The following is a 26,637-nucleotide window of genomic DNA, read 5'->3' as shown; positions in this document are numbered from 1 at the left end:
GTGACTGGAGTTCAGACGTGTGCTCTTCCGATCTGTGTTTGCTTGCGGTGACATGCGGCGGGGTCAGAGCCTTGTCGTCTGGGCTATCCGCGAAGGCCGCCAATGTGCCCGCGCGGTAGACCTTCATCTGATGGGCTCGACCGAACTACCTTATTGAGCTTTGGCATTTAACAGGCGTTGGCGCGCCAGTAGTCGATACCACATCTATTCGCCGTCTTGACGGGGGAAGTATTTTCGCGTTGGGCATCGCGCATGCGCTTTTTCTCCGACAATGCTGCCCCGGTTCATCCGAAAATCATGCAGGCGATTGCCGACGCCAATGTCGTCGACACAGCCTATGATGGCGATGCATTGAGCCAGCGTATCGACGCTGCCTTTTCGGAATTGTTTGAACGCGATGTGGCTGTGCTGTGGGTATCGACGGGCACTGCAGCGAATTGCCTTGCGCTCGCTTCGCTTGCCTTACCGCATCAGGGCATAGTCTGTCATCGAGAGGCACATATCGAGATGGATGAATGCGGCGCACCGGGATTCTACACCGGCGGCGCGAAATTGATGCTGGTTGATGGCGAAGGCGCAAAGATCGCGCCCGACACAATAAGCGCTCTCCTCGCAACCATCCGGCCCGATGTGCATCAGGTGCAGGCTGCGGCAGTCTCGATTACCAACGCGACAGAATATGGGCTGGTCTACCGACCGGAAGAAACGGCTGCGATCGGCAAGCTGTGCCGCGAGAAGCAATTGGGATTGCACATGGACGGCGCGCGTTTTGCCAATGCCATATCGACACTCGGCTGCTCACCTGCCGAAGCGACGTGGCGCGCTGGAGTCGACGTCCTCAGCTTCGGGTTTGCGAAGAATGGTGGAATGAATGCGGAAGCCTTGGTCTATTTCGATCCAGCAATGGCCGATATAACACGTTACCGCCGCAAGCGGGCAGGCCACTTGCTGTCCAAAGGTCGGTTCCTGGCTGCGCAGCTTCTGGCATTCCTTGATAAGGATTTGTGGCTCGAAAACGCCAAGGCAGCCAACGCAGCTGCGCAGATCATCGCCGACGCAGCTCCGCAAAGGCTGCTCCATCCGGTTGAGGCCAATGAAATATTCATTCGCCTGTCTGCATCGGAAGCTGCAACGCTCCGTTCCCACGGTTTTGATTTCTACGATTGGGGTGAAGGCGCCGCGCGTCTCGTTACCAGTTGGCACCACCGCGAAGAGGATGTCCAGCCGCTCGCCAAAGCCATCGCTGCGCTGTGACCACTTCCGCCTCCTCCACTGCAGCCGCTGAACCCGGCTTGCTCAACCCGCGCATAGCGATCCCTTTTCTGGTCGTCTCTTTAATCTGGGGATCAACCTGGCTGGTGATCCGCGATCAACTGGGAACGGTGCCTGCAAGCTGGTCGGTCTGTTATCGTTTTGCGGTTGCTGCCGTTGGGATGTTCCTCTTGTCTGCGGTCACCCGGCAATCGCTGCGCCTCGACAGCACCAGTCTGAAATGGACACTATTGCTGGGCGTGATGCAGTTCGCGCTCAATTTCAATTTCGTCTATGCAGCCGAGCATCACATAACATCAGGGTTGGTCGCAGTCATTTTCGCGCTGCTCATCGTTCCCAATGCTTTACTGGGCAAATGGTGGCTTGGCCGCGAATTCAGCCGAAACTTCGTGATCGGGTCGGTCATCGCAACAGCTGGTGTCGCCCTTCTGATGGCTCAGGAATATCGCGCGGCACCGGTTGGCGGACATGAGGTATTGTTGGGAACGGCGCTGACGCTGATCGCGGTGCTTTGCGCATCGGTTTCCAATGTCATGCAAGTGGCGCCCTCGATCAACCGCTATCCTACCACTACAATTCTCGCCTGGTCGATGCTGTGGGGTGCGCTGGCGAATGCCGCTTGGTCATTCGTCAATCATGGCCCGCCGGTGATCGAAATGCGGGCGGGCTATCTGGGTGGTGTGCTCTATCTTGGCATCATCGGTTCGGTGGTAACCTTCCCGCTTTATTTTGACCTGATCCGCAAGATCGGCCCCGGCAAGGCTGCCTATACCAGCGTCCTCATTCCCGTTGTCGCCATGCTGCTATCGACTTTGTTCGAAGGCTATGACTGGTCGGCACTGGCCGCTGGAGGCGCGGTTTTGGCAACGTTGGGCCTCGTCGTTGCCATGCGTTCGCGTTAGACTCGCCAAGCGGCAAAAGCGGCGTTAGTCTCCTCTTCGGAGAGGAGAACATCATGGAACAGCTAAGCGGGCAGGACGCGAGTTTCGTCTATCTCGACACCCCCAACACGCCGATGCACATCGGGTCGGTGGGTATATATGATCCATCCACAGCACCGGGAGGTTTCGTCCGGTTCAAGGACATATTGGCCCACGTTGAGAGCCGCTTGGATAAAGCACGCAGTTTCCGCCAGAAATTGGTCCGCGTTCCCTTTGATCTCGACCATCCTTATTGGATCGACGATCCCAATTTCGACCTTGAATATCATGTCCGCCACATCGCTCTGCCCCAACCAGGCGACTGGCGGCAATTATGTATCCAGGTGGCCCGCCTCCACGCGCGCGGCATGGACCTCTCCAAGCCATTGTGGGAATTCAACATTGTCGAGGGTCTAGACAATATTGAGGGGCTACCAAAGGGCTGCTTCGCACTAGTCGCCAAAGTCCACCATGCCGCAATCGACGGCATGTCCGGGGTCGAACTGTCTGCAGCTGTGCATGACATCGAGCCGGTGCCTGTCGACCGGTCCGCGAAACCGAAATGGAAGGGCGAGAACGAACCTGCGGTCACCGAAATGCTGATGCGGACATGGATGAATTCGGTCACCCAGCCGGTACGCTTTGCCAAGACGCTGGCGCAGACGGTGCCAGGCGCGGCAAGGCTTATCCGTGAAGTGGCTGGCGGCGATGTCTCGCTGAAAGGTGCGAAAATGGCGCCTCAGACCATCCTCAACGGGAAGGTAAGCCCGCACCGCGTGTGGGACAGCACAGTGTTACCGCTGGCGGGAGTCAGGGCAATTAAGGACCGCATCGAAGGCGCGACGGTCAACGACGTGATACTGACGATCATCGGTGGCGGTCTGCGCAAATATCTGCAGCAGCGCAAAGCCCTGCCCAAGGACAGCCTGACCGCCATGGCCCCGATTTCGGTGCGCGCCGACGGTGAAAAGGAAGCATTGGGTAACCTTGTTTCGGCCATGCTCGTGCAACTGGGCACGCATATCGAAGACCCGATGGAACGCCTGGCCTTTGTCCGCAAAGAAGCGCTCAACTCCAAGGCGATGACCAATGCGGTCGGGGCGCGGACGCTGACAGAATATAGCCAGTTCATCCCGTCCGGTCTCGCCGGGCTGGGTGCGCGACTCTATTCGCGACTGGGCGTTTCGAACCTGCATTCGCCGGTGTTCAATGTGGTCGCCACCAACGTTCCCGGCCCGCGCGTCCCGTTATACTTTGCCGGTGCGAAGATGGTGCGGATGATGGGCACGGGACCGATTTTTGACGGCATGGGCATGATCAACGCGATCTACAGCTATGGCCCGGATATCGCGATTTCCTTTACCAGCGACCGGGAGATGATCCCCGATCCGGCGAGTTATGCCGCGGCGCTGAAGGAGGCGTATGAGGAATTGCTCAACGCGAAACCAAATGCGGAGGCTTCTGCAAAACCTGAGGCGAAACCCGAACCCGCACCGGCCAAAAAAGCGGCCGCTAAACCTGTGAAGGCCAAAGCTGGGCCAAAGAAACCGGCGGGGAAAAAGCCGGCCGCAAAGGCAGCAAAACCAGCCACAAAAGCAAAGCCCAAGGCCAAAAAGTGAAAAGGCCCGGGCATCGGCCCGGGCCACAATCGCCATATAGTTGGAAATTCAGTGACCTGAAGAAGGGTAGATAAAGCTTTTGAGCCCACCACGCTCGAACGGCTTCCATTCGCCTTCGGGGAGAGCCAGCCGGTCGGCAATTGCCCACAGCACGGTCGGATTCACGCCCAATCCGCAATGGCTGCCCTTGACTTCGATATTGTCGGTCTGCGGTGCCTTGGGTTCACGGCTGTTCTGCCATGCAACGACGCCGTCTTGGCGCGAGAAAATCGCGGTAGAGGGCACCGGCGGCACTTCATGGCTTTCCGCCAGCTGCGCCTGCACATCGGGATCTTCGATATTGTGCCCGGTCAGCATTTGATAGGCACGCCATGCATTGGTCGATTTGGGGCTGCCAACAATGGGGGATCCCAGCGAGATAACCTGTCGCACCATATCGGGACGGCGGCGCGAGAGCTGGCGTGACAAGGTTCCGCCCAGCGAACAGCCAACCAGACTGACCTTGCGTCCTGTTTCCGCATATATCTGCTCGAGCCGCGCGATGAGATGCTCGCCATTGTGGCCAATGGCTTTTGGACCGAGGTTGCGGCCCAGCTCCCAATGAAAGGCGTTGTAGCCCAGCTTGTCCAAATAGGTTTGCAACGGCTTCATAGAAAATTCGGTGGCCATGAAACCGGGCAGCAGCAACACCGGATGACCGTCCCCTTTGGGTGCCTGCATTAGAAAGGGGCTGGCCCAGGGCATTGAGCCCAATTCGGCCATCGCACGCGGCAATTCGGTCAAAGCGAGAAACAGCGACGGACGCGAAACGTCTTCAATAGCGGCAGTTGCCAATAGCACTCTCCTGCGAACATTTTTGCCGGTTCTACGCCGGATTTCAGGAGAGGCTGACGGAAGCGGGAGTCGCCGTCAATCGACTTTTTGGCCAAAGCTGTGGAACAGAGCCGTAAGGCCTTGTTTATAATCTGGATATTGCGGCTTCCACCCCAGCTCTCTTTTGGCCTTTCGGTTCGAAATTCGTCTGTTCTCGGCATAAAAGGCTGCTGCCATGGGCGAAAGCTGCGCCTCTTCGAGCGTTTGCAGCGGCGGGGGTTCCATACCCAAAAGCAGGCTGGCAAATTCGATGACGGCGTTCTGGCTGCAGGGGAAATCGTCTGCCAGATTGAAAATGCCGGGCGGGCCTGAAAAGCTAGCAACAACGCCTGAAACAATATCATCCACATGGATGCGGCTGAAAACCTGATCCGGCAGATCAATGCGGTGCGCCTTGCCTTCACGCACCCGATCCAAAGCAGATCGGCCCGGGCCGTATATACCGGGCAGCCGGAAGACGCGCACATTCGCCCGCAGTTGCTGCCATTCCAGATCTGCCACTGCCCGCGCGCTGCGCCTCCCCGATCCAACCGACGCGCTTTCATCGACCCAAGCGCCTTGGGTGTCCCCATAAACGCCGGTTGAAGAAAGATAGCCGATCCACTTTGCCGGTGATGTAGCGATCACCTCTTTATAGCGTTCCAGCACCGGATCACCTCCTTCCCGGAACGGCGGCACCAAAGAAAGGATGTGGCTCGCCTCCGACAGTGCATTGAGGACGGCAGCTTCATCTTCAAAAGCAATAGCGGCGGACGATGCCGTCCGGCTTGTGCCAACAACCTGCCAGCCTTCGTCACGCAACCGCGCAGCCAAGCGGCTGGCCGTATAGCCCATCCCGAAAATCAGCATCTTGCCTGTCATGAGTGTGTCTGTCTCTTCTTGCGCCTCCATCGTCAAGCATGTTGCCAAGGCGCAGCGACACTGCGAATAGGGCAGCATGGAGAGGGCACCCACGGTCAGCGTCGACGTTTTGCACAGCAAGCTGCTGAGCGACATGCCGCATGGCTTTTTGGGGCGCCGCGGCGGTGTATCGATAGGCATTCATGCTGGTCTGAATGTCGGGCTGGGTTCGGATGACGACCGCGAGGCGATACTCGAAAACCGGCGCCGGGCGGCAAATGCCGTTTTACCCTATGCGGAACTGGTTACAGTCCATCAAATCCATTCGCCTCATGTCGTAACCGTGGTGGAAGCCGTCGCTTTGGACGCACGACCGCAGGCAGACGCTATGGTCACCAACCGACCCGGCTTTTTGCTCGGCATATTGACGGCTGATTGTGTGCCCGTACTTTTCGCCGATCATGAAGCTGGCGTCATCGGCGCGGCACATGCCGGTTGGAAAGGCGCAATCTCTGGCGTCACCGACAACACTTTGTCTGCAATGGAGGCATTGGGTGCCGATAGGAGCCGTATCGTCTGCGCCATTGGGCCATGCATAGCTCAGAAAAGCTATGAGGTCGACGATGGCTTCTACCGTCGTTTTGTCGAGGAAGCCGACGAGAATGAGCGCTTCTTCGCCGGCGGTAAACCCGGCCATTGGCAGTTTGACATTGAGGGCTATGTTGCAGCACGATTGGCAGCGGCGGGTGTAACCAAAGTCGAATGTCTGGGCGAAGACACCTATTCACAGCCGGATCGCTTCTTCAGATATCGCCGAAGCTGCCACCTCAACGAAGCAGGCTATGGCCGCGAAATTTCACTGATCGGATTGCGGGGCTGATGTGACTGCAAAGCAGATGGGTTTCTGGGCAGGTCTTGCGGTGTTTGCTTCTATGCTGCTGCTTGGGCCACCCGCATCGATGGCCGCGTCTGCCTGGCATGTTGCTGCGTTGACGGTGCTAATGGCGCTCTGGTGGATGCCCGAAGCCCTGCCTCTAACCGCAACCGCGTTACTGCCATTCCTCGCCTTGCCATTCATGGGCATTATGAGTGCGGGCGATGTCGCCAAGGAATATTATTCGCCTATCCTGTTCCTGATCTTGGGCGGTGCGTTTTTTGCGCTGGCGATTGAACGGACGGGGATGCACCGCCGCGTCGCGCTCGGCATTTTGGGATTGGCTGGTCAAAGCAATTTCGCGCTTTTGCTTGCCTTCATGGCGGCAACGGCATTTCTTTCAATGTGGATTTCGAACACTTCGACGGCCTTGATCATGACACCGATTGCCATTGCGGTGATCGCAGCGGGCGGTATCCAAGAGGAAGAAACCGATGGGATGGCTGGTGCGCTCGTGATGAGTGTTGCCTTCGGAGCATCGTTGGGAGGGCTGGGCACGCTCGTCGGCTCTCCGACCAACGCGATTTCTGCTGGCCTTATCGAAAAGCAGCTGGGCTTTGACATCAGCTTTGTCGCGTGGATGAGTTTTGGTGTACCGATTTTGCTGGTCGCTGTACCTGCAACCGCTTGGGTGCTTGCGCGGGTACAGCACATCGACCGCACACCGTTCGATCCCGTCGCCGCTCGCAGCGCCATTGGACAGCAAGGGGCATGGAGTGAAGCGGAGAAACGGCTATTGCCACTGATCCTGCTCGTCATCGGGCTCTGGCTGGCGCAGCCTCAGCTTGAAGCAGTGCTGCCAAAAGGATCTATCACCGATGGCACCATAGCCATCGCCTGCTCGCTGTTGTTATTTCTCGTGCCCGATGGCAGCGGCCGTCCGCTGCTGAACTGGAAAGAGGCGGATCGCGCGCCCTGGGGCGTTATCATGATGTTCGGCGGCGGCCTCGCGCTGGCTGCAGGTATCAGCGAATCCGGGCTGGCCGACTGGCTTGGCGAGGCACTCAAACCGTTGGCGGGTGTTCACCCGCTTATCATTGCGGCTGCCGTCACCGCCCTTGTCATCCTCATCACCGAATTTGCCAGCAATGTGGCCACAGCAAGCGGCGTGATGCCGGTGATTGCGGGACTGGTTGCGGCGACGGGTTCGGACCCGTGGCTGCTCGCCATGTGCGCCTCGATTGCCGCCAGTTGGGGATTCATGATGCCATCCGGAACCGGGCCTAACGCCATCGCATGGGCAACGGGCCATGTGGCCCTTCCCCGCATGCTGCGTGCCGGGGTGCTCATCGACCTGGTCGGTGTTCCGCTGATCGTCGGAATTGTATGGTTCGTCGCGTCATTCCACTGATGCTCCGCGTAATTTAGTTTCAATTGAAACAAATATTGCTATGTCATGCTTCAAGGAGATTGACGCATGACCGATGCCACCACGCCCCGTCGCAAGGGCAAATCGCCGATCAAGAAAATCGGCGGACGAACACTAAAACCCTCGACGCTGATGATGGGGCATGGTTTTGATCCGGTGCTCTCAGAAGGCGCGTTGAAGCCGCCAATCTTCCTCACTTCGACATTTGCATTTGAGAATGCGGCAGCGGGAAAGCGCTTCTTCGAACATATCACAGGCAAGCGCAAAGGCCCTGCCGACGGCCTTGTCTATTCGCGTTTCAACGGGCCGAATCAGGAGATTCTCGAAGACCGTCTTGCGGTCTGGGATGGTGCCGACGATGCCCTCGTTTTCTCCAGCGGAATGTCGGCAATTGCAACCTTGCTGCTGGCGCTGGTCAACCAGAATGATGTGATTGTCCATTCGGGTCCACTCTATGCCGCGACCGAAACCCTGATCGCCCGCATCCTCTCCCGCTTCGGCGTTTCGTTCGTCGATTTTCCGGCCGGTGCCAGCCGCAAAGAAATCGACAAGGTGCTGGCCTCTGCGCAGAAGATGGCGAAGAAAAAGGGCGGCAAGGTTGCGTTGGTTTACTTGGAAAGCCCCGCCAACCCGACCAACGCACTGGTTGATGTCGAGGCTGTCCGCGCCGCACGCGATGCTGCGTTCCCAGGTGATCAGAAACCCGCCATCGCCATCGACAACACGTTCCTTGGCCCACTCTGGCAGCAACCGATCAAGCAGGGGGCGGATCTCGTCGTCTACAGCCTCACCAAATATGCTGGTGGCCATTCGGATCTGGTCGCAGGCGGCGTGTGCGGCAATCAGTCGTTGATTGATGCCATCCGTCCGATGCGCAACACCATCGGCACAATCTGCGATCCCAACACGGCGTGGATGCTGTTACGCAGCCTCGAAACGCTTGAACTGCGCATGACCCGCGCTGGCGAAAATGCCGCCAAGGTCTGCGCGTTCCTGAAGACCCATCCCAAAGTCGTTGGCCTCGGCTATCTCGGTATGATCGATGATCCGGCGCAGCAGGACATCTATTACCGCCATTGCAGCGGCGCAGGTTCAACTTTTTCGGTGTTCATCAAGGGTGGGGAGAAAGAGAGCTTCCGGTTCCTCGATGCCCTCAAAATTGCCAAGCTAGCCGTTAGCCTGGGCGGTACCGAAACGCTCGCCAGTCATCCGGCAGCGATGACCCATCTTTCGGTTCCGGAAGAGCGCAAGAAAGCCTTGGGTATTACCAACAATCTGGTGCGCATCTCGATCGGCATAGAAGATCCGGACGACTTGATCGCCGACTTCAAACAGGCCCTCGATCAGGTCTGAGGATCGCCGTCGCGCCAATCCAATATCTGCCACCCTTTCTCCCGTGCCAGCCGCTCAAGCGGCGGGTGCGGGTTGGTGGCAAATGCTTCGTCCGCGAAGGAGAGCAGTGGCGCATCGGAAACATGGTCGGAATAAGCGCGAATTTGGCATTGCTCGCGGCTGAGGCCTTCCGCTGCCATCCACGCCTTCACCCTTTCGAGCTTGGCTTCGTCATAGCAATTATGACCGTCAATCCGCGCGAGCACATGGCCGCTGTCGCTGGTCGCCAATTCTGTGGCGATAACATCGTCGAAACCAAGCCGTGAAGCAATCGCATCGACATATAAGCGGTAGGAAGCGGTGGCGATGACATGCCGATAGCCTTCGGCCTTTTCGGCATCGATCCGCCATTTGGCTTCCTGATAGACATTACGACCGAGGACGAGATCAGCATGGCGTTCAAGGTGACGTGCGAACTGCACCCGAGGGACTTTGCGTCCAACCAACAGAGTTTGAGCAAATTGCTTGAGCTGACTGCGATCCCAAAACTTAACTGCGTAAAGCAGCAATCCCAATGGCAGAAACGGAACGAGCGCCAATCGCCAGGGTGATTTGTACCATGCCATATGCATCAGAAAGCCGTTATAGGTCGCGCGGCGCGTGACCGTTTTGTCCATGTCATAAATAGCGATGCGTATCTTCGGCGCCATGTTCATCGCCTTAAGCATAATACCGGTTCATTATTTGCAAAGCCTTGAAGCTTGTTATGCGGGGAAGAATGCGCCAATCATAGCGCTATGCCGCAGCCCGCTGACCTTATCGAAGAACAACTGCCTGAGGGGGGTGCGGTTCTCCGCCTTGGTGGAACGCTGGCTATCTCGCAAATAGGTGACCTCGACGAACGGCTACGCGCCATAGTCACAGAAGTGCGCCAAATCGACTTATCGCAGATTGACCATATCGACACTGTAGGTGCCTGGCTTGTTTACCGAACCGCGCGCGATCATGACGCACAGATTATCGGCGCAGATTCTGATGCGCAGCGCCTGATCGAAGCTGTCAGCGAGTCGGACGATGTCGAAGTCGAGATACCAAAACTCGCCCCTGTGCTGCGTGTGCTTCACGAAGTGGGTGAAGCTGTGGTCGAAATCGCCCGCATGTTCATCGAGTTTGTCGGGTTCATCGGCCAGTGCGTGAAAGGGTTCTTCAATCTCATCCTCCATCCGCGCCGATTCCGAGTGCATTCGGTAATACAGCATTTTGATATGGTCGGCGTCCGGGCACTCGGTATCATCGGCCTTATGAGTTTCCTCATCGGTATCGTTATTGCACAACAAGGTGCAGTCCAGTTGCGGCAGTTCGGTGCAGAAATATGGACAGTGAATCTGATTGGGCGCCTGACGATGCGCGAGCTAGGCGTATTGATGACTGCAATCATGGTGGCTGGCCGCTCTGGTTCCGCCTTTGCGGCACAGATCGGTACAATGAAGATCACCGAAGAAATTGATGCGATGCGGACGATTGGCGTTGTCCCGGTCGAGGCGCTCGTCATTCCGCGAATTCTTGCCACCGTGATAATGATGCCGTTGCTTGGAATATACGCCTCGCTGGTCGCGATAATAGGTGGTGGATTATTCTGCTGGATGACGCTCGATATGCCACCGACGACATTTGTTCAGCGCATCCGTGAGGTCACACCGCTCACCGACTTCTATGTTGGCATGGTCAAAGCGCCGGTTTTCGGCGCGATTATCGCTTTAGCTGGTTGCTTCCAGGGGATGCGGGTGCATGGCAATTCGGAACAGGTGGGCCTCAAAACCACGGCGGCCGTTGTGCAAGCCATATTCCTCGTCATCGTGCTCGACGCCTTTTTCGCGGTCTTTTTCACAGAAATTGGCTGGGACTGATGATCGGCGCTTCGCCTATCATATCGGTTCGCGGATTGCGCAACGCCTTTGGCGAGCAGGTCATTCATGACCAGCTCGATCTGGATGTTCATCCGGGCGAAATTCTGGGCGTTGTCGGCGGTTCGGGTACCGGGAAATCGGTGCTTATGCGCTCTATAATCGGACTGCAGGAGCCCGTCGAAGGTGACGTAGAAGTGTTCGGCACCTCAATGCGCGGCAAGGAAGAAGATGAAGCGTTCGAGGTGCGAAAGCGCTGGGGCGTGATGTTTCAGGGTGGAGCCTTGTTTTCAACGCTAACTGTGGCAGAGAATGTGCAGGTGCCCCTTCGCGAATTCTATCCGCATTTCAACGCAAAACTGCTCGACGAGATCGCGCGCTACAAAATTCATCTGAGCGGTTTACCCCCAGAAGCTGCGCATAAATTTCCATCCGAGCTTTCAGGGGGGATGAGAAAGCGTGCTGGACTCGCCCGATCACTTGCGATGGACCCGGAGTTGTTGTTTCTCGACGAACCAACGGCTGGACTTGATCCGATCGGGGCTTCGAAGTTCGACGAGTTGACTAAAAGCCTGCAGGAAACGCTCGAACTTACCGTGTTCCTAATCACCCACGATCTCGACACGCTCTACGCAATTTGTGACCGTGTGGCGGTTATTGCCGACAAGAAGGTTATCGCCATTGGCAAAATCGATGAACTGCTTGCTACCGACCATCCTTGGATTCACGAATATTTTTCCGGCCCGCGCGGCCGCGCAGCACGGCTTGGACATGAACGGCAGGCATGAAGATGGGAATTAGCATGGACAAGCAATCGCCGGGGAGGCCATAAGGTTCGCAATGGAAACCAAATCCCATTATGTCCTCGTTGGCTCAGTCACGTTGATCCTGCTTGCCATTTTGGCCGGATTCACAGTTTGGCTGTCGCGTTTCGGAGACGGAACCAAAGCCGAGTACGATATTTTCTTCCAACAGTCGGTGAGCGGCATCGCCAAAGGTTCAGCCGTGACTTTTGCGGGCGTTCCGGTGGGGCAAATCAAGGATATAAAATTGTGGCGCCCGGATCCGGACTTTGTGCGAGTGCGTATAGCGATCGACGCGGATACTGCAATTTTGCAGGGCACGACCGCAACCATTAGTGGTGTTGGCTTCACCGGCGTATCCGAAATCCAGCTTGATGGCGCCATCAAGGGTGCCCCCCCGATCCGTTGCCCGGAAGCGAACCCCAAAAGCGAGTGCCCGGCCGGACGACCCGTAATTCCCACAAAACCAGGGGCATTGGGCGAAATCTTGAACAGTGCGCCTTTGTTGGTTGAACGGCTTTCGACGCTGACTGAACGCCTGAACACTGTACTTTCCGACAAAAACCAACAGTCAATCCAGCAAATTCTCGACAATGTCGAAAGCCTATCTGGATCGCTCGCAGGTCAGGCACCGGATTTGCGTGCCGCCATTCAGGAATCACGCAACACGCTTGCGAAAGCCGGGGCTGCTGCGGACCAGCTGACAGCCCTTTCGACCAGTGCCAATGCCCTCCTCGATAGCGAGGGCAGACCCATGCTGGCCGAGTTGCGTAAAACCTTGCGTTCGGCCAATGGCAGCCTCTCAGCTCTGGAGATCACTCTCAACAGCGCCAATCCTGCGGTAGAGACCTTGAACAGCCAGACCCTGCCTGAAATCAATCAACTGGCGCGAGATCTACGTAAGCTGTCTTCGTCACTGCAGTCAGTGACCGAAAGGCTTGATCAACAGGGTGTTGGTGGACTGGTTTCCGCGCCAAAACTTCCCGATTACGAACCGGGCAGGAGCAAATAATGACCGGACACATTTCGATCCGCCAAATCAGTTCCATGACTGTGTTAATGGCCGCGTTCCTTGCGTTGCCATCCTGTGTAAGCTTTGGCGGAACCGCACCTGCATCGATGTTGACGTTGACTTCAACGGCAAGCGTGACCGCAGGCACAAGCAATAGCGGCATCGCCAAAGAGGCAATGATAGTTTTAGTCCCGGAAGTGCCGCGCAAGCTGGATACTAACCGCGTTCCTGTCCAAATTGATCCAGGGAATGTGGCATATCTCAAGGAGAGCGTCTGGACGGATAAGCCGGCGGTCTTGATGCAACAATTGTTGATCGAAACACTCGCGGCGAAGAATGGAACGCTAATTCTGAGTGAAGTCGAAGCGGCTGGAAAAGCCGAAAACTACCTGTCAGGGCAACTGATTGAATTCGGCATCGACGAAGGCGGAAGCGAAGCCGTGGCTATTTTCGATGCAGTGCATATCCGCAAAGGGAAGCCCGTCGAAAAGCGGCGTTTTGATGCGCGCGCTGGTCTGAACAAAATTGCACCGAGAGAGGCGGGCGAAGCCCTGAATATGGTCGCTAACAAGATTGCCGATGATGTCGCTACGTGGCTGGGTACGCCCTAGCCAGTCAACCAAGACTTTGGTTGATTTCAAATCCCTCTGGAATCGGCCAATCAGGGTTGGATATCGCAAGAATCTTGAAAAGGCTGCCCATTCCGGTTGCTTCGACCAGCCGATCGCGAGCTGAGGAGAGCTCATCAGTCCGTTCTGGTTGTTTGGCAGCCAAGACCTGCAGCCGTGAATCGATTCCAAGCGCTTTTAACCACACACCCTGCTCAATTGGCCCACTGACGTGTAACTGTCGCATGCGTGCTAGATTGCCGAGTTCGTCAAAATTCACGTGCGCGGTCAAATCATGCTCTCCGGGATTTTCAAACGGATCTGCAAATTCATGCGCCCGGACCGCCTGCAAGGTACTGCCAATTCCCGGCAGCGTATAGCCATAGTCTGCAATCAGCATAGCCCCACCTTGCTCAGCTATTCTACCGGCCAAATCGTACATAATGGAAGTTGCGGCCGGGCAAGTTTCATAGATGGTTGGGCTAGGCCCGTTTCGGAAATCCGCCGGTACCAATTCATCCATAGCGGTCATTCCTGGCGTAGCCATGAACTTGGTCCCTCGATCGCGCACGACAACGCGTTCGCGCCATCCGGCATGAGTTGCAATGAGTTGCCGGATTGGAAGAGCATCGAAAAACTCATTGGCGATGATGAACATGGGTACGTCAAAGGGTAGATCACCAACATTCGAAAGAAAATTGGCATCGGGCACGGCCCGCGCCTGCATTTCCCTCAACGCCGCGCTTGTTTCGACGAAATAGACTTCAGGCGCAAAGTCGAACTGCTTCATCGAACGCAATGCATCTGCAGCCAATGTACCACGTCCGGGACCAAGCTCGACATATTTACAATCTTGGGGGCGGCCTGCTCGAATCCATAGATCCGTCAGCCAAAGTCCGATCAGTTCGCCGAACATCTGGCTGACTTCAGGCGCCGTTATGAAGTCCCCCTTCGCACCTAACGGATCGCCTTTGGCATAATATGCCTCATTGGCCGCCTGCATAAATTCCGCGACACTTATAGACCCAGATATCTCGATCTGCTTTGCAATCCTCGCGGCCAGATTGGCGCCGTCAGGCGACACTGCTCGCTCCGCCTACTGGCTCCACGCGTTGTCTGCGGCCTTTTGCCGTCAGAACAAGGAAAAGCCCGAGTAAAAGCATCGGTATGGTTAGCCATTGCCCCATGCTCAAACCAGTCTGCTCGACAACATGTTGCAAATGAGCATCGGGCTCGCGCACAAATTCGATGCAGAATCGAGCCGAGCCATAGATCAAGGCGGCCATGCCAAAAAGGAAACCGGGCTTGTAACGCGCGTCGGTCTTGAAGAAGAGCGGCCACAAAATGGCCGCCATCAATAGGCCCTCCGCACCGGCCTCATAGAGTTGACTGGGATGGCGCGGCAAATCCCCTCCATTGGGGAATATGATGGCCCATTTGACGTCGGTCACCCTGCCCCACAGTTCGCTATTGGCGAAATTCGCGAGCCGGACCAGAAACAGGCCAAATGGGACACAACAGGCAATATAGTCACACATACGCAGGAAGGAGAGGCCGTGCTTACGTGCCATCAGCCAGATCGCGAATATCGTTCCCAGCGTCCCACCGTGAAGCGACATCCCGCCTTCCCACAGTTTGAAGACTTCCAACGGCGTTGCCAGCATGCCCGGCTGATAGAACAGAATATAGCCAATACGCCCGCCTAAAATGATACCAAGCGTTGCATATAAAATCATATCGTCGGCATGCTCGCGCGACATCGGAGAACCGGGTTTGCGGATCAGCTTTGTCAACAGCCAATAGCCGAGCAAAATTCCAAACAGATACCCAAGCGAATACCAGCGCAACTCGAAAATTCCGAGATCTAGTGCTACCGGGCCAATGCCCAGATCGGTAAATTTCAGATAGTCACCTGCAGCTGCGGCGGCTGTTGCAATAAACAAGTCGCATCCCCTCTTGGATTTGCCGACCTATATAGCCAAAAGGGGCGCATAAAAAAGAACAAAGGAGAGATTCGCCATGCCAACAGCGCTTGATCTGGCAATTGACAGTACCGTCACCCGACTGATGGAAAATGACGGACCATTGTCAGTGACACATGTTGAGAAATACGGCGTGCAAATCCCGATGATCGCCAAAGCCCCGGAGAATCTGCGTGACTATTTCGCCATGTTTTGCGCGCTCAATGCGGATAAGGAATTCTTGGTCGACGGCGACCTCCGCCTTACTTTTGCGGAATGTCATGCGGCGGCACTGGCACTGGCTGGTGGGTTGAATGAAGGCTACGGGCTTCAGGTTGGCGATCGTGTGGGCATAGCTGCGCGCAACTCGGCCAACTGGATTATTGCCTATATGGCAATATTGATATCAGGCGGTGTCGCAACTTTACTTAACGGCTGGTGGCAAGGAAGCGAGCTGGCCGATGGCATCCGCATGGTCGGTTGCAAATATGTTCTTGCGGATGCACAGCGCGCAGCACGACTGCAGGGTGAAGACGTGGGTAGTGCAGAACTGCTCATTTTTGAACATGACTGCCATCCGCTGGAAGGATTGCAAGTCCTCCTCGCAAAGGGTGGGAATGTGTCGACCGCTTTACCGCCCATCGACCCGCTGGATCCAGCAACGATACTCTATACTTCTGGCTCGACAGGACAGTCCAAAGGTGCCTGGTCGGATCACCGCGCGGTCGTTCAAGGTGCGATGAGCTATGTGGGGCAAACGTTGGTGTTCTTCGAAATACTGGCATCGACTGGCGAAGCGCCGACGATGCAGCCCGCCACCTTGCTCAACGTGCCGCTGTTCCATGTGACTGCAGCAGTTCCGGTTTTACTGCAGAGCTTTGTAATCGGCCGTAAACTGGTGATGATGCCCAAATGGGATGCAGAGCATGCCATGCAGCTGATCGAAAAAGAAAAGATTACCTATTTTGTTGGCGTGCCCTTGATGAGCATTGAGATTGCGACGCACCCTAATCGGCTGAAATACGATCTGACTTCGTGCACAGCTTTTGCCGCAGGCGGTGCGCCTCGCCCGGTCGAGCATGTGAAGCGCATCAAACAGGAAATGGAGTGGGGTTTCCCTCTCCTCGGCTATGGCCTCACCGAAACCAATGGTGTCGGGTGCGGAAATTTTACCGACAATTATTTGGCAAAGCCGTCTAGCACCGGCCCAGCGACCAAGCCATTAGTCGATTTGGCTATCCTCGACGACGACGGGAACAAAATGCCTCAAGGCGAACGTGGAGAGGTTTGCATCCGCTCAATTGCGAATTTCAACGGCTATTGGGAAAATGAAGAGGCGACCCATGCTGCCTTCACGTCAGATGGTTATTTCCGTACCGGCGACATCGGCTATCTGGATGAAGATGGCTATCTTTTCATTGTGGATCGAAAGAAGGACATCATCATACGCGGAGGTGAAAACATAAGCTGCCCCGAGGTTGAAGCCGCGGCCTATGAACATGATGCAGTCGCCGAATTGTCGGTCTTTGGCATTGCCGATGACCGATATGGAGAGGTCCCAGGCTTGGTATATTTCACAAAAGTCGGAAGTGAGCTTTCGCCTGATGAACTGAAGAGTTTTCTTCAGGCCAAGCTCGCGCCGTTCAAGGTGCCTGTTCACTTTTGGCGTGTGCATGAGCCGCTTCCGCGCCTCGGCACACAGAAAATAGACCGGGTTACGTTGCGACGCGAATATAATACAAAGGTCAAGGAACTCGAAGATTAACGCTTTCGCCTCTATCAAGCTTCTTTTAAGCGCTGTCATATGACGAAAAGCGGGCTTGGCCGACGGCGGCAACGCGACATTATTGATAGGACAGCCGTAGCGGACGAAATTACCGCGGCGATCGCAGAATGCTCGCCAAGCGAGCAGCGCGGCAAAGCGCTCTCAATCATGCAAAGCGCTTTGCGTGAAGGTCGCGAGGAAATTTCCAGGCGTCTCGTTGCTGTGCCGTCATCGGGACGAAGTTGCGCAACCGATCAAGCGTTTCTGATCGACCAGATTGTCCGAATAGCCTTTGATTTTGTAACTACAACACTGTTTCCAGTGGCCAACCGGTCGGCGGCAGAGAAAATCGCAGTCGTCGCTGTCGGGGGCTATGGTCGGGGTGAAATGGCACCGCACAGCGATGTCGATATCGCCTTTATCACGCCCTACAAGCGGACTGGCTGGACAGAACAGGTCGTTGAGGCGATGCTCTATTTCCTGTGGGATCTGGGGTTAAAGGTCGGCCAATCCAGCCGCTCAATTGACGAAACCATCAAGATGGCCCTCGAAGATCTTACAATCCGGACCGCCCTTCCCGAAGGCCGGTTTGTATGGGGGGACCGCGAAGTCTATGAAGAAACCTCAGTCCGCTTTTGGAATGAAGTAGCTGCCCGAACCGGGGCCGACTTTGTAGCGCAAAAGATGGTGGAACGTGACGAGCGTCACAAACGTATGGGTGACAGCCGATATGTCGTAGAGCCCAATGTCAAAGATGGGAAAGGCGGCCTTCGCGACTTACACACGCTGTACTGGATAGGTAAATATGTCCATCGAGTGCGGTCACCTTCAGACCTTGTCGACGTAGGTTTGCTTACCGACGAAGAGTATCGCAAATTTGAAAAGGCGGAGAATTTCCTCTGGGCGGTCCGATGCCATATGCACGATATCTCTGGGCGCCCTGAGGACCGACTTACGTTCGATCTGCAGCGGGAAGTCGCCGATCGAATGCGGTTCTCGCCCAGACCTGGTCGCTCTGCGGTCGAGAGATTCATGCAACTGTATTTTTTGAATGCGAAGACAGTTGGCGACCTGACAGGTCTGTTCCTTGCTCATCTCGATGAAGCACTTGGGAAAAAAGGGCGTCGGTTCCTGCCTAGCTTTGCTCGCAAGCCGCGTAAACTGAATGGATTTGTTCTCGACCGCGGCCGGCTGGCGCTGCCATCGGACAACTTCTTTCAATCCGACCCTGTCCGCTTGATCGAATTGTTTAATTTGGCGGACCTTCATACTCTCGAAATCCACCCACTAGCGATGCGGGCGGCCCGTCGCGACGCACGCTTGATAGACCATAAAGTCCGTCAGGATGCCCGAGCGAACCAGTTGTTTCTCGACACGCTGTGTTCACCGCGAAATCCCGAGGCAGTGTTGCGATGGATGAATGAAGCCACTGTTTTTGGTAGATTCATTCCTGACTTTGGACGGGTCGTCGCCCAAATGCAGTTCGACATGTACCACCACTATACCGTCGACGAGCATTCGATCCGTGCCATTGGCTTGCTAGCCGAGATTGAAAGGGGAGATCATAGGGAAGATCACCCACTCTCCACCGCGATCGTTCGTCAGATTGTTAGCCGCAGAGTGTTATTTGTCGCTGTATTATTGCACGACATCGCAAAAGGTCGTGGCGGCGATCATAGCGTATTGGGAGCTGAAGTTGCACTCAGTCTCTGCCCGCGCCTCGGCCTAAACGATGCCGAAACCGAAACGGTCGCTTGGCTCGTACGTCATCATTTGCTGATGTCGGCGACCGCATTCAAACGCGATCTATCCGACTTTAAAACAATTTTGGATTTCGCCCAAACGGTCACTTCTGCAGAGCGACTGAGGCTGTTGCTGGTACTGACTGTTGTCGATATTCGCGCTGTTGGTCCTGGTGTCTGGAACAGTTGGAAGCGCCAATTGTTATCCGACTTATTCGAGGCAACCGAGGAAGTTCTCCGGCTTGGGCATAAGCAAAAGGGTCGCGAGGAACGCATCGCTAGCAAGAAAGACATATTGCAGGCAAAGCTTGGCATGGCACCCGACAAGTTCAAACGGTTGGCAAGGCGGATGCCAGATGCCTATTGGATTGCAGAGCCGGATGATATTATCGAACGCAATATCAGATTGTTGCATGCGAATGATAGCGAACCCCTGGCCATTGACGCCTGTTATTATCCTGATCGGGGAGCAACACTGATCACAGTTCTGGCCGCAGACCACCCCGGCTTGTTCTACCGCATAGCGGGCGCAATTCATCTCGCGGGGGGAAGCATAATTGATGCTCGGATTCACACCAGCACCGACGGTTTGGCCGTCGACAACTTCCTAGTACAGGACCCGTGGGGTCGTCCCTTCCAGGAACGGGATCAGATCGAACGGCTGAAGCAATCAATCGGCGATGCTCTGGCAAATAAGAGTAAATTGTCGCCCAAGCTTATGGCCAAACCCGTGGCGCTTCGCCGCGCAGAAGCCTTCAAAATTGCGCCATCCGTACTGGTGGACAATAAGGCCTCCAATCGCTTCACTGTGATAGAAGTAACTGCCGCCGACAGGCCTGCTTTACTCAACAATTTGGCGTTGGCGCTTTTCCAGTCAAAGGTCACCCTGCACAGTGCGCACATCGCGACCTATGGCGAGCGGGCGGTCGATACTTTTTATGTCACCGATCTGTTCGGCGGGAAGATTGAGAATAAAGCAAGAATTAAGGCACTCGAATCTCGCTTGTTGGAGGCAGCCACGGGGACAAGTCCCGATCTGAAGGCTGTCGCCTGACCTGAGTTGCGACGTTTGAGCCTCCACCAAAGGACTGCGTTTAGCTAAATAAAAGGCTGCGACGCGCCGTCATATCGCCGAAGACAATCGCTAACTGGCAGCCTAAATATCTATCGCAAAGGCAAAAGAAAAGGGCCAGCGGTTAGGCTGGCCCTTATCCTATTCGCTTACAGCGAAGTGATTACATGCCCGAACCCGGACCATAGCTCACTTCAACGCGACGGTTTTGCGCTTCGCGTACGCCGTCTGCAGTCTGAACCAGCGGAGCGGTTTCACCGAATGCTTCGGTTGCGATCACGCCGCCAGGTACGCCCTTCGATTCAAGATACGAACGAACGGTGTCGTTACGACGCTGTGACAGACCAACGTTGTAGCTGGCAGCACCCGACTTGTCAGCGTGGCCGGCAAGCATGACGCGAGCATTACCGCAATTTGCGTACTGTGCCACAGCATTGTCGAGGGTCGACGCAGCATCCGGGCGCAGATTTGACTTATCCCAGTCAAAGAACACAATGTACGGACCGCTGTTGCAAACCGGCGGCGGCGGCGGCGGCGGCGGCGGCGGCGGCGGCGGCGCCACTACCGGCGGCGGCGGCGGCGGCGGTGCCACTTCCACAGGCTCAGGTTCACCACCAAAGTTGTAAACCAGGCTGCCCATCAAGGAGTGTGAACGGAAACGCGTGCTTACGTCGCGGCCAAGGCGATCGACAAGATCAACACCCGGAGCATTGAAGAAGCGATACTTCAAGCCAACATCCCAGCTATCGCTCAAAGGTGCACGGATGCCAGCGAGAGCCTGCCAAGCAAAGCCCGTGTCGGAGTCATCCAGCCATGCGGGGGCAGCAAAGATATTGTGCACATCAACGCGCGCAACACCGACGCCGCCACCGACAAAGCCTTGCAGGCCATCGTCATCACCGAAGTCAAGCAGACCGTTTACCATGAAGCTAAGCGCATTAGCGTCGCCCGCAGTCGCATAAGCGTTGGCAGTCGACAATGCCGCACCAGCTCCATACGGCAAGAGGGCCGAAGTGCTGCTGGTTTCGCTGATATCAGCTTCGCGGTAGGATGTTTCGGCTTCAAGGCGGAAACCGCCAAAGTCATAACCAACAACCGCGCCGAAATCATAACCAACATCAGTATCGAGTACGCCTTCAATCGGTGCAGGACCGACATCGACATCCATGTCTTCGACAATCATGGCACCGCCATCCACTCCGACATACCATTGGCCATCGCGGGCCATTGACGGTGTTGCCAGAGCAGTGGAAGCAAGCGCCAAACCTATGGCCAACTTACGCATCAACTATCCCCTTTTCTATCTTAGGAACGAAAAATCGGTGGCTAAGATGTATCGAGTCTGCGCCGTTGTTGCAAGCTAACTTTGGCACCAAACTGTTGCCAAAATGTCGCCATTCGAAGAATCTGCAAAAAAAATGGTGAAGGTTTACAGCATTTAACTTTCCGATTAGCCCAGAACCTACATTCGATTAGTTAGCCACGAGGCCTATATTCGCAAGATAGCCGAGCAATGTGTTCAATGCGATTCTAGCTTCGGCATCCACAACCGCACCACCGGTCGGAGAAGCTATCGTAACGGGCGGTATCCATTGCCCCGCCGAATAGCGCAGTTCAGTGCTATCCGGCACACTCCAGACCGTCATTCCGGGTACGGGATCGAGAAACCGCCAGCCAGATCCTGTCCAACTGGCAATCGCATCCTCTTTACCGGACCAGGCACCGGTCGCTGGTGCGACGATCAGCCAGCATTTCCCCGCATCTTCTTCGACCAAGAAGGGTGGTGACGAGGCGGAATTCACGATTGCCGCATGCAACGCGCTATCGATTATAGCGAGCGCCTCGTTATGCGTAATCTCTTTATGTGCTTGAGAAGCAACCAGGTTCGGCAAAGCAAATCGCGGCGTGTTTGTTCCCATTGGGTGTGTTCCTATCAAAAATTTGATTGTGTCGGGTTGATTGCCTATCGCGCTACTACGGTCTGTGACGTTGGCCGTGACAGGGCATATGCTCCGCGTTGTCGAACATCGACGGTGATCGGTACGCCCGTCTGCAATCCCCAACTGCCGACTAGGGCAGCTGACACTTCGATATACTCGGCAGACAGATGAAATTGGGCAAGCAGGACTTGGCCGCTCTTGATCTCAACCTCAAACATAATGGACGGCTCATCGACTGACAGATCGGAAAAATCCCGCCAGCCTGTATCCCATCGGCTTCGCCTAAACCAAGATATGCGGAGATTCTGTACTTGGTCGAATGCGACTTTTAAGTGGCAAGGCGCCAAGGGCCGTATAGCCCGACCGACGGCAGAGATGGATTCAAGCACCGGATTGCTGTCGCCGATGCCAACCGCTTCAAATGATGCAGACTCATCGACTGTCAAACCTAGGCTACCGAACCGCAAACTCGTGGCTTCATTCGCCAGACAAATTGCAGTTCCAGTTGGATGCTGCACGATTTCGCTGCCAAAACAGCCTCGAGCTAGTCGGGCAAGCCTGAAATCGATCGGACCAAGCTGTTCGCAATCACCATATTTTATCAGTTCACCGGCGACGTGAAGCAGTGGCGCATTGGGATGCAATGGATCGCCGTAACCAGTTGGAAAATCCATTCCTGCGTGGTGCACTCTAACCATCAAATTGTTGCTAGTGTCGAGCAAATGTCCAGCGTGCGACGGCAAATCTGCCTGGAGCACTCCGATAACGCCTGCCGGCGCAGTCCGGCCCAGTTCGGTAAGTGCCAAACCATCGCGATAGGCAAGTGCTGCCTTGCGCCACCCCTCGCCCGTTCCGGCTGCAACGACGCCGATTACCGGTTGCGACGGCAAGGGTTCGGAAACCGCTGGCAAGTCAATCAGGTGCAACAGCGTATGGCCTACGGCAAGGTCGGGCGACGACACATCCCGCCCCGGATCGCCAATCGTAAGCGACCCGCGATCAGTATCGACCCAGCCCTGTTTGGACACTCTGAAATGTCCGTTAAAATATTCGATTTCCGTGATTTTTTCGTCAGAATCGAACTGGTTTTCGGCAATTTTCGGCGGAATGGTCCCATAGGGGAAAAAACCCGCCGATGTTGATTGTGCCCTGGATTGCTGCAGCCAATTCAATGCAGTCAATCGCTGCGCCTGTGCAGTATCAAGGCATGCGGGAAGCTCATATTGCGTTTCATGATTTTCATTCAGATTGGCACCATATCGTTGCAAACCGGCCTGATAGTCACGCCCTTTCTCGTAATAACGCAGAGCAATCGAAGCTCCCCCATGTGCCCGTGCCGATCGTACCCTGGAAAGACGTTCGATCGATTTTCGGTTGATCATCGTCGCAATACTGCCCGTTAATATGGTTTTTGGCACATCGAACCAGCCGTTCAGTTCCAGCCCATCCGCTTTCGGTCGCAACGTGACAGGAAATATCGCGACTAGCGGCTCGATAGACGCTCCAATGTCGCGACCTTGCACTGCGTAGCCGCCCAATGTTTCGGATGTTGTCCCGGCAATAAGCTGACTGGACACGTCGTTGACAATTTCATGCAACGGTACCGCATCCTCACGTTCGAACACTTCGAACGTGAGCGAAGGTAAGCGGTTACCAAACTCAGCCAGTTGCAGGCCCTCGAAAACTGCATAGGCAAGTCCACGATATGCGGGTGAAAGCCCCGGCGCCTCACTTGATGCCAACAGCGGATCGACAGGCTGGTCGCCTTCGCCATTGTGAATACGCAGTTCAGTCTCGAATTTCAGGTCGCCTGCCGCCCCGCGAAGTAAATTACCGTCAGCCCAGATTCTACCTATTCGGGTAATTGGCCTGCTGGAGATCGCAACGGCCAGATTGACCGAATAACTGTAGGTCGCAGTGCCAGGCTGGCTCTTGCTGCCGCCCGTAACTGACTTTTTCTCGATGAGATCACTCGCCCATATGACGGTTCCAGCAACCCGCATCGCACCAAATATTGCAGGAATAGCAGTGCCATAGCTGGACGTCTGCACCTCCAATTCTTTGAGGCGAGGTCCTTCCCTGCGCGGGCCATTGCCGATCAGCGCCCGATCGATTTGCTGCCCGACAAAGGCTCCAATTGCGCTGCCCAGCGGGCCGCCGACTGCAGAGCCGACAGCAGTCAGAACAAGGGTTGCCATCTCAATCTCCGATCAAACGCCAACGGTGGATGATTGGCCAGCCAGGCCATATGGGCGTAAAAATGACACGGCCTAGTCCTGCATGGGCGTGAACCCAACCAGTGTTGGCGGCAACCATCAGGTGCAACTGCGATGGGCCGGCAGCGGCGAGTATGATGTCGCCATCGCATCCCGTTTCGTCGTCGTGCAAAAGGTGAAACGGTAATTTTCCGAAACAGTTCAAAATGGCAGACCGAAAATCGCCCCGCAAAGAATAGCTTGGGCAATCCACTGTTGTTTCGGCAATCGGGCCCAGAGCAGTTAGCACCAAGCCCACACAGTCCAGTGCCACACCCGGTGTACGCCCGCGAAAACGGAACGGTGTATTCAATTGCGCAATCGCACGAAACGCAATTAAGTTGGCGCTCATGATTCAATTTCCACCAAGGTAACGGGTCAATAGATCGTTGCCGGGTAGATAGGGCTCACCCCTGAAATTGAGCGCATTTCCGAAGCGACCAGAGCAGGTAGCAATGGTCCGATCGCAGCCCTGCAACACAGAAACCGGCGTGGCATCCTCGACCGGGAATGCAGGGGATTCGGTCAGCACAATTTCGGTTTCGGTAGCGGAGACAATTTGCTGTCGCTGCCCGCAATTAGGCCCACCTAACCAGCGCAATTCGCCCAAGACGAAATCAGAAGGGTTGGATCCCAAAGGCGCGGCCAAAGTCAGGGTTGAACCCTGCACATTGATAATCTCCGCTTCCAATAAGAACCGCTGCGCGCTAAGGTTGCAGCCCGGCCCCGCGAAACGCGCGCGGCAAGTAGGCGATGTCAGGGGCACGACCGAAGCCGAAAGCCTTGCAGCCGGACCCAGAAATTCGACTTCAAAGGCAGAACCTGACCAACTGATCGCACCCAATGTGCCCATTGCGAGAGTGAATTTACCGGCGGCAGGATTTGACCAGTCATAGAGGAAAATCGTCAATGCGGCACGATCCCAGCGGCCCGCCTCGATGTCTTCTGCGCGTATGGCATCGCTGGTCAATGCGCCACTGACCTCGAGGCTGCTTATCTCCAGACCCAGTGTTTCAACTATCGAGCTTGGCGCCATTCCCGGACTCGCGCGATAGACCAGACCATCGATCAGGACGTCGTGGTCGTGCGACGTAAAACCGATTGCAACTCCATCGCTACGCTCCAGCCGCCATCCATAGGCCGTGCTCGTCAGCGGGCCTGCAAGCCACGGATAACTCACGCCACCTCCTTGATTTCGACAAGCATCACATTTGGCATATCGGCTGCTCCGAAGGTTGAACGACTGACGTCGATCCGGTCCTGATCGAACCGCACCGGAACATCGAAATGGAAACCTGCGGTCACCTCAACACCTGCCGGTGGCGGCATTTCGAATTGGATTTCACCCAAAGGCCCCAATGACCAGGCTGATGACTCCAGACCATCGATCGCTACCCGGATCGAGCCAATGGTTGGCCGGGTTATCGTCCTTTCCTGCGCAGAATCCCCATCGCCATATCGCTTGAGAAGCTGGAAACTGGTGCGGATGCCGTCGCCTGTCCCCAGCAGCTGATCAAGGATGTTAGGTGCATCGTTATTGTCATTGGAACTATTGTCGAACGGGTCTCTGAAACGAAAGCCGACGGCAGCGCCGCGTCGAGCCCGGAAAAACTGCATCAATTCAATCAGCTCGGCTTCTGATCGCACCCCGGGCGCGACGTTATAGGCCATACGGGCATCGGCCCAGTCGCTGTTCCGTCGCTCATGCCCTGACATCAGCGTCACGACATTAGTTGAAAATTCCGCCGAAACCTCGGCTTCGCGTCCGATGCCGAGCGGAAACAGGATATCGTGAAAAGCCTCCACATCAGCCTCGCTTTCATTGCCAATCTGAAAATGCACAAATCCGTCGCGCGCGACCTGGGGCAGTGCCCAGACATAGACCTCGGCCGTTGCGCGGGTTTTAGCTAGTTCGATCGCACGCTCGATATCGAACCACTGCGCATCGCTTCCCTGTTGCAGCACAAAGCCCGAAAAATAATGCTGTTGCGCAACCGGATAGCCCAGCCGCGCATTCATTTCGGCAAAGCCGCGCGCCGTCGCTCCGTGATTGCCGGTCGTCACCCAGTCATAATCTTCAAGCTGGAGCACATCGAAAGCTGGTGATGCCCATTGCAGCGGTACATTGGCGCGCTTGGCTTCGGGCGAAAGCGGGTCGATGACCGTGGGCAGATAAACCAGAAGGTGGCTGGTAAATGGCGACGTTCCAGCCTCGTCTTCCACCGCCGCAACCAGGTCGGCCGTCGAAGCTGCGAGCAACTCACCGGCTTTGTCGAGCATAGCCATTTGTGTAGCTGTTTTGCTACCCCGAATGTCGGGAATGGAGACTGCCAAAGGCCCGAATGCTGCCTGCGCGGCTGCATCATAAAGGCAGATGCGTCCATCGGGCATCGTCCACCACCAGGGTTCGCCCACC

Annotated in this window: 23 protein-coding genes; 12 read left to right on the top strand and 11 right to left on the bottom strand. The window is 55.8% G+C overall.

Annotated elements, in window-relative coordinates; genetic code table 11:
• Positions 1-252: 252 nt before the first annotated feature.
• From Q0239_RS09125 to Q0239_RS09115, 3 genes are read left to right on the top strand one after another with little or no spacing between them, the layout of a single operon-like run.
• The gene (locus Q0239_RS09125) at positions 253-1,254 is read left to right on the top strand and encodes a low specificity L-threonine aldolase (RefSeq protein ID WP_298601545.1); all 1,002 of its coding nucleotides are present in this window, start codon (positions 253-255) and stop codon (positions 1,252-1,254) included.
• Entirely contained in the window at positions 1,251-2,174 is a 924-nt protein-coding gene (locus tag Q0239_RS09120; RefSeq protein ID WP_298601542.1) for a DMT family transporter, read from the top strand. Before Q0239_RS09125 ends, Q0239_RS09120 begins: the two co-directional genes overlap by 4 nt.
• A gap of 53 nt (positions 2,175-2,227) precedes the next feature.
• Positions 2,228-3,811 (top strand): wax ester/triacylglycerol synthase family O-acyltransferase, encoded by a 1,584-nt coding sequence (locus Q0239_RS09115; protein WP_298601539.1) that lies wholly within the window; start codon positions 2,228-2,230, stop codon positions 3,809-3,811.
• 48 nt (positions 3,812-3,859) lie between these two features.
• Here the strand turns inward: Q0239_RS09115 and Q0239_RS09110 are convergent, their stop codons facing one another.
• Positions 3,860-4,645, bottom strand: coding sequence for an alpha/beta hydrolase (locus Q0239_RS09110; protein ID WP_298601536.1), 786 nt, complete (start codon positions 4,643-4,645; stop codon positions 3,860-3,862).
• Between the two features lie 75 nt (positions 4,646-4,720).
• Entirely contained in the window at positions 4,721-5,545 is an 825-nt protein-coding gene (locus Q0239_RS09105; protein ID WP_298601533.1) for an SDR family oxidoreductase, read from the bottom strand.
• Positions 5,546-5,621: 76 nt separating this feature from the next.
• Between Q0239_RS09105 and pgeF the strand changes: the two genes are divergently transcribed.
• The 3 genes from pgeF (at position 5,622) to Q0239_RS09090 (ending at position 9,180) form a co-directional block, all read left to right on the top strand.
• The gene (gene pgeF, locus Q0239_RS09100) at positions 5,622-6,404 is read left to right on the top strand and encodes a peptidoglycan editing factor PgeF (protein WP_298601530.1); all 783 of its coding nucleotides are present in this window, start codon (positions 5,622-5,624) and stop codon (positions 6,402-6,404) included.
• Between the two features lies 1 nt (position 6,405).
• Positions 6,406-7,809, top strand: coding sequence for a DASS family sodium-coupled anion symporter (locus tag Q0239_RS09095; protein ID WP_298601527.1), 1,404 nt, complete (start codon positions 6,406-6,408; stop codon positions 7,807-7,809).
• Positions 7,810-7,875: 66 nt separating this feature from the next.
• Positions 7,876-9,180, top strand: a complete 1,305-nt coding sequence (locus tag Q0239_RS09090) for a cystathionine gamma-synthase family protein (RefSeq protein ID WP_298601524.1) — start codon at positions 7,876-7,878, stop codon at positions 9,178-9,180.
• On the opposite strand, the gene Q0239_RS09085 is transcribed toward Q0239_RS09090, so the two are convergent.
• The gene (locus Q0239_RS09085) at positions 9,171-9,869 is read right to left on the bottom strand and encodes an HAD family phosphatase (protein WP_298601521.1); all 699 of its coding nucleotides are present in this window, start codon (positions 9,867-9,869) and stop codon (positions 9,171-9,173) included. The genes Q0239_RS09090 and Q0239_RS09085 overlap by 10 nt on opposite strands.
• Before the next feature lie 87 nt (positions 9,870-9,956).
• Between Q0239_RS09085 and Q0239_RS09080 the strand changes: the two genes are divergently transcribed.
• The 4 genes from Q0239_RS09080 to Q0239_RS09065 are packed head-to-tail and all read left to right on the top strand — an operon-like array spanning position 9,957 to position 13,489.
• The gene (locus Q0239_RS09080; RefSeq protein WP_298601518.1) at positions 9,957-11,066 is read left to right on the top strand and encodes an ABC transporter permease; all 1,110 of its coding nucleotides are present in this window, start codon (positions 9,957-9,959) and stop codon (positions 11,064-11,066) included.
• On the top strand, positions 11,066-11,851 hold the full coding sequence (locus Q0239_RS09075) for an ABC transporter ATP-binding protein (RefSeq protein WP_298601515.1): 786 nt from the start codon (positions 11,066-11,068) through the stop codon (positions 11,849-11,851). Before Q0239_RS09080 ends, Q0239_RS09075 begins: the two co-directional genes overlap by 1 nt.
• A 52-nt stretch (positions 11,852-11,903) precedes the next feature.
• Complete coding sequence (locus Q0239_RS09070) at positions 11,904-12,878, top strand: MlaD family protein (protein WP_298601512.1); 975 nt, start codon at positions 11,904-11,906, stop codon at positions 12,876-12,878.
• Entirely contained in the window at positions 12,878-13,489 is a 612-nt protein-coding gene (locus Q0239_RS09065; protein ID WP_298601509.1) for an ABC-type transport auxiliary lipoprotein family protein, read from the top strand. The genes Q0239_RS09070 and Q0239_RS09065 overlap by 1 nt, the downstream gene beginning before the upstream one ends.
• A 4-nt stretch (positions 13,490-13,493) precedes the next feature.
• Here Q0239_RS09065 and Q0239_RS09060 read toward each other — a convergent pair whose 3' ends face one another.
• A complete protein-coding gene (locus Q0239_RS09060; RefSeq protein WP_298601506.1) occupies positions 13,494-14,489 on the bottom strand; it encodes an SAM-dependent methyltransferase in 996 nt (331 codons plus the stop codon).
• 70 nt (positions 14,490-14,559) lie between these two features.
• The gene (lgt, locus tag Q0239_RS09055) at positions 14,560-15,429 is read right to left on the bottom strand and encodes a prolipoprotein diacylglyceryl transferase (protein WP_298601503.1); all 870 of its coding nucleotides are present in this window, start codon (positions 15,427-15,429) and stop codon (positions 14,560-14,562) included.
• Positions 15,430-15,505: 76 nt separating this feature from the next.
• On the opposite strand from lgt, the gene Q0239_RS09050 reads away from it, so the two are divergent.
• Together Q0239_RS09050 and Q0239_RS09045 are read left to right on the top strand one after the other, a co-directional pair.
• Positions 15,506-17,212: a class I adenylate-forming enzyme family protein gene (locus tag Q0239_RS09050; RefSeq protein WP_298601501.1), complete on the top strand. Its 1,707-nt coding sequence runs from the start codon at positions 15,506-15,508 to the stop codon at positions 17,210-17,212.
• Between the two features lie 39 nt (positions 17,213-17,251).
• The gene (locus tag Q0239_RS09045; RefSeq protein WP_298601498.1) at positions 17,252-20,008 is read left to right on the top strand and encodes a [protein-PII] uridylyltransferase; all 2,757 of its coding nucleotides are present in this window, start codon (positions 17,252-17,254) and stop codon (positions 20,006-20,008) included.
• A 181-nt stretch (positions 20,009-20,189) separates the two neighbouring features.
• Here the strand turns inward: Q0239_RS09045 and Q0239_RS09040 are convergent, their stop codons facing one another.
• The 6 genes from Q0239_RS09040 to Q0239_RS09015 all read right to left on the bottom strand — a co-directional run.
• Complete coding sequence (locus tag Q0239_RS09040; protein WP_298601495.1) at positions 20,190-21,311, bottom strand: OmpA family protein; 1,122 nt, start codon at positions 21,309-21,311, stop codon at positions 20,190-20,192.
• A gap of 187 nt (positions 21,312-21,498) precedes the next feature.
• The gene (locus Q0239_RS09035) at positions 21,499-21,945 is read right to left on the bottom strand and encodes a DUF2793 domain-containing protein (protein ID WP_298601492.1); all 447 of its coding nucleotides are present in this window, start codon (positions 21,943-21,945) and stop codon (positions 21,499-21,501) included.
• 44 nt (positions 21,946-21,989) lie between these two features.
• Entirely contained in the window at positions 21,990-24,164 is a 2,175-nt protein-coding gene (locus Q0239_RS09030) for a phage tail protein (RefSeq protein WP_298601489.1), read from the bottom strand.
• 1 nt (position 24,165) lies between these two features.
• Positions 24,166-24,573: a peptidoglycan endopeptidase gene (locus Q0239_RS09025; RefSeq protein WP_298601486.1), complete on the bottom strand. Its 408-nt coding sequence runs from the start codon at positions 24,571-24,573 to the stop codon at positions 24,166-24,168.
• 3 nt (positions 24,574-24,576) lie between these two features.
• A complete protein-coding gene (locus Q0239_RS09020) occupies positions 24,577-25,401 on the bottom strand; it encodes a DUF2163 domain-containing protein (protein ID WP_298601483.1) in 825 nt (274 codons plus the stop codon).
• Positions 25,398-26,637 (bottom strand): DUF2460 domain-containing protein (locus Q0239_RS09015; protein ID WP_298601480.1); only part of this gene is annotated, 1,240 nt, incomplete at its 5' end. The genes Q0239_RS09015 and Q0239_RS09020, both read right to left, overlap by 4 nt.

Source organism: uncultured Sphingorhabdus sp. (assembly GCF_937872355.1).
Lineage (GTDB): Bacteria > Pseudomonadota > Alphaproteobacteria > Sphingomonadales > Sphingomonadaceae > Sphingorhabdus_B.
The sequence above is the reverse complement of the archived record's forward strand: the minus strand, read 5'-3'. Positions and strand labels throughout refer to the sequence as shown.

Coding starts and splice junctions, on each gene's coding strand:
- Q0239_RS09035 (WP_298601492.1), bottom strand. CDS start 21,945: ATGGGAACAAACACGCCGCGATTTGCTTTGCCGAACCTGGTTGCTTCT.
- Q0239_RS09090 (WP_298601524.1), top strand. CDS start 7,876: ATGACCGATGCCACCACGCCCCGTCGCAAGGGCAAATCGCCGATCAAG.
- Q0239_RS09125 (WP_298601545.1), top strand. CDS start 253: ATGCGCTTTTTCTCCGACAATGCTGCCCCGGTTCATCCGAAAATCATG.
- Q0239_RS09085 (WP_298601521.1), bottom strand. CDS start 9,869: ATGGCGCCGAAGATACGCATCGCTATTTATGACATGGACAAAACGGTC.
- Q0239_RS09030 (WP_298601489.1), bottom strand. CDS start 24,164: ATGGCAACCCTTGTTCTGACTGCTGTCGGCTCTGCAGTCGGCGGCCCG.
- Q0239_RS09040 (WP_298601495.1), bottom strand. CDS start 21,311: ATGCGTAAGTTGGCCATAGGTTTGGCGCTTGCTTCCACTGCTCTGGCA.
- Q0239_RS09070 (WP_298601512.1), top strand. CDS start 11,904: ATGGAAACCAAATCCCATTATGTCCTCGTTGGCTCAGTCACGTTGATC.
- Q0239_RS09065 (WP_298601509.1), top strand. CDS start 12,878: ATGACCGGACACATTTCGATCCGCCAAATCAGTTCCATGACTGTGTTA.
- Q0239_RS09025 (WP_298601486.1), bottom strand. CDS start 24,573: ATGAGCGCCAACTTAATTGCGTTTCGTGCGATTGCGCAATTGAATACA.
- pgeF (WP_298601530.1), top strand. CDS start 5,622: ATGGAGAGGGCACCCACGGTCAGCGTCGACGTTTTGCACAGCAAGCTG.
- Q0239_RS09105 (WP_298601533.1), bottom strand. CDS start 5,545: ATGACAGGCAAGATGCTGATTTTCGGGATGGGCTATACGGCCAGCCGC.
- Q0239_RS09060 (WP_298601506.1), bottom strand. CDS start 14,489: ATGCAGGCGGCCAATGAGGCATATTATGCCAAAGGCGATCCGTTAGGT.
- Q0239_RS09080 (WP_298601518.1), top strand. CDS start 9,957: ATGCCGCAGCCCGCTGACCTTATCGAAGAACAACTGCCTGAGGGGGGT.
- Q0239_RS09050 (WP_298601501.1), top strand. CDS start 15,506: ATGCCAACAGCGCTTGATCTGGCAATTGACAGTACCGTCACCCGACTG.
- Q0239_RS09115 (WP_298601539.1), top strand. CDS start 2,228: ATGGAACAGCTAAGCGGGCAGGACGCGAGTTTCGTCTATCTCGACACC.
- Q0239_RS09075 (WP_298601515.1), top strand. CDS start 11,066: ATGATCGGCGCTTCGCCTATCATATCGGTTCGCGGATTGCGCAACGCC.
- Q0239_RS09045 (WP_298601498.1), top strand. CDS start 17,252: ATGACGAAAAGCGGGCTTGGCCGACGGCGGCAACGCGACATTATTGAT.